The sequence below is a fragment of the Coleofasciculus sp. LEGE 07092 genome (genome assembly GCF_015207375.1).
GTDB lineage: Bacteria > Cyanobacteriota > Cyanobacteriia > Cyanobacteriales > Coleofasciculaceae > LEGE-07092.
In genome coordinates this window covers 1-1,897 of record NZ_JADEWY010000275.1, presented here as the reverse complement: position 1 = coordinate 1,897, position 1,897 = coordinate 1, and the positions used below count along the sequence as shown (strand labels likewise).

The 1,897-nt window shown below is 48.9% G+C and carries 4 protein-coding genes; 3 read left to right on the top strand and 1 reads right to left on the bottom strand.

Annotated features, from left to right (window positions below):
• Positions 1 to 89 precede the first annotated feature (89 nt).
• Complete coding sequence (locus IQ257_RS29490; RefSeq protein ID WP_193882753.1) at positions 90 to 458, bottom strand: hypothetical protein; 369 nt, start codon at positions 456 to 458, stop codon at positions 90 to 92.
• Between the two features lie 153 nt (positions 459 to 611).
• Here IQ257_RS29490 and IQ257_RS29485 point away from each other — a divergent pair, with 153 nt between their 5' ends.
• The 3 genes from IQ257_RS29485 to IQ257_RS29475 all read left to right on the top strand — a co-directional run bounded on the left by IQ257_RS29485 (position 612) and on the right by IQ257_RS29475 (position 1,851).
• On the top strand, positions 612 to 833 hold the full coding sequence (locus tag IQ257_RS29485; RefSeq protein WP_193882751.1) for a hypothetical protein: 222 nt from the start codon (positions 612 to 614) through the stop codon (positions 831 to 833).
• Between the two features lie 96 nt (positions 834 to 929).
• On the top strand, positions 930 to 1,445 hold the full coding sequence (locus IQ257_RS29480; protein ID WP_193882749.1) for an HNH endonuclease: 516 nt from the start codon (positions 930 to 932) through the stop codon (positions 1,443 to 1,445).
• A gap of 16 nt (positions 1,446 to 1,461) precedes the next feature.
• Positions 1,462 to 1,851, top strand: a complete 390-nt coding sequence (locus tag IQ257_RS29475; protein ID WP_193882747.1) for an alr0857 family protein — start codon at positions 1,462 to 1,464, stop codon at positions 1,849 to 1,851.
• The last annotated feature ends 46 nt before the right edge of the window (positions 1,852 to 1,897 follow it).

Below are 1,897 nucleotides of genomic sequence, written 5' to 3'. Positions count from 1 at the left end.
ACTCCATCCCCAATTCCCAATACCCAATCCCTTTACCAGTATCTATCGGCTTCCGGCTCAGGGATGGGTTGTTGAAGTGATAGGCGTTACTAACGCGCTCCTCGATTTGAGAGCATGTGGTTCTGGTGCTGCACACTCTCTAGACTCAGAGGAACCATATCGCCACTAACCGTCAGTCCTAATAACATCGGTTCTTGGGGCTCAATAAACTTGCCCGTTAATACGCAGCGCTCTTCTTGCTGTGCTGTCGCTGGAATACTAGCTCTGATATCCGACGAGGAAAAATCAGGTCGATAATCACCCGATTTATGCTGGACATAATTCCAAAGGACATCTCGAATCAGAGCTTGATAGCCTTGGTTGCCAGAAAGTTCTTTGAGCTTCTCCTTCAACTCTCTCTCTAAGCGGATGCTAGTCACTTCCATGTCAGTGGTTGACGTTTTCATTAGGGTACGCATCAGGTTTTTTCCTCAAATATATGGACAGACTCGTAATACAAGTGTAGTATTTAAAGAAGCTGTCGGGAAGCCCTCTGTCCTAGTCCTAAGACTTGATGATGGGATTAAAGGCGGCGATAATAAAAAAACTAACCTTTATCAAATTATCCTTCTGTGAGCCTTCATATAACCCTCTCCACCACTTGTCCTGATACTAATCGCCTCGGCGGTTGGAAATCAGCGGGCTTGTCGGTGGAGTTTTTCTGTGGGGGCAGGTATGGCTCGATAGAACCAGGCACAGCCGAGATTGAAAAACACTTTAATAGCGACGCCGGAAATTTACTGGTTGTCGATCCACAACGAGATAAACACAGCGGGAGGTACAGGCAACGATAGCCGTACCCATATAGGACAAAAAACCCTACAGGCTCTAACTTGCCCCCGCTCTCATAACCAAAAGAAGCGGGGGTTTTTAATATGAGGAGTGAAACCGTGACGAGTGCAACTGAAGTGTTAATGCGATCAGTAGTGGTGTTCTCCAAGAACTATCTACCCGTTAGTCGAGTCAACATCAAGCGAGCTATTGCACTCCTGGTGACGGGGAAAGCCGAACCCCTAAATTTTGACGGTAAGGGGATAGCGGTTCGTTCACCAACTCTGATACTTCTGGTACCCGAACACATTCGCCTGACGAAAACCGATAGGGAGCGGGTTTGGAGAGTGCCGGCGGTGAATCGCCGGGAAGTCTTGCGACGGGATAAGCACGCCTGCCAATACTGCGGTAGCACGAAAAAGCTCACCCTCGAGCACGTTATCCCCCGCTCTAAGGGAGGAAAACACAGTTGGGACAATGTTGTCATTGCTTGCCAAAGGTGTAATAGCCGTAAAGGCAACCGCACCCCTGAACAAGCAGGAATGACACTACGAACCAAACCCAAAGCGCCCATGCATCCGGCTGTTGCCTTTGCCGAAGAGTTCTGGCGCGAACAGCAAGTAAACCTGGAATAACAGGAGGCTACAGGTCATGCTGAAACTGACTTATACTGAAAATGGCTTTTACCTAGAGCGTCTGGCTGGCTCCCTAGAGGAATGGCTCACGGCACGAGTGATGTTGTCGCTGCGAGCGGCTTCCAGGATTTGGCTCGAATCGAGTAGTGCCTCGTTTTTGCTGCCAGGGGACTTACCGCAGCTAACCGATTTGGAAATGTTGGTATGGCGGGATGAGACAGAGACAATCGCCCTGTCTATCTGTGATGCTGAGTACGTCGAAGTTAGCTTGAAAGGGACTTGGAGCACATCTGAGCCTAGTGGTGAAGAGGGTGTTTTTGTTGTTAATTTGTGCGATCGCACGGAGTTTTTTCTCTGCAAATTGTGGCAGGAATCTCAAGCCTCTGTTTCTGCCACCCAGGATTAAGTTAGGGCGCACTGCGGTGCGCCTTTTTCTGATGTTAACTATTTAC

Bases quoted from the DNA above. Each gene is read 5' to 3' on its own strand.
- IQ257_RS29490 (WP_193882753.1), bottom strand. From the start codon at position 458: ATGCGTACCCTAATGAAAACGTCAACCACTGACATGGAAGTGACTAGC.
- IQ257_RS29475 (WP_193882747.1), top strand. From the start codon at position 1,462: ATGCTGAAACTGACTTATACTGAAAATGGCTTTTACCTAGAGCGTCTG.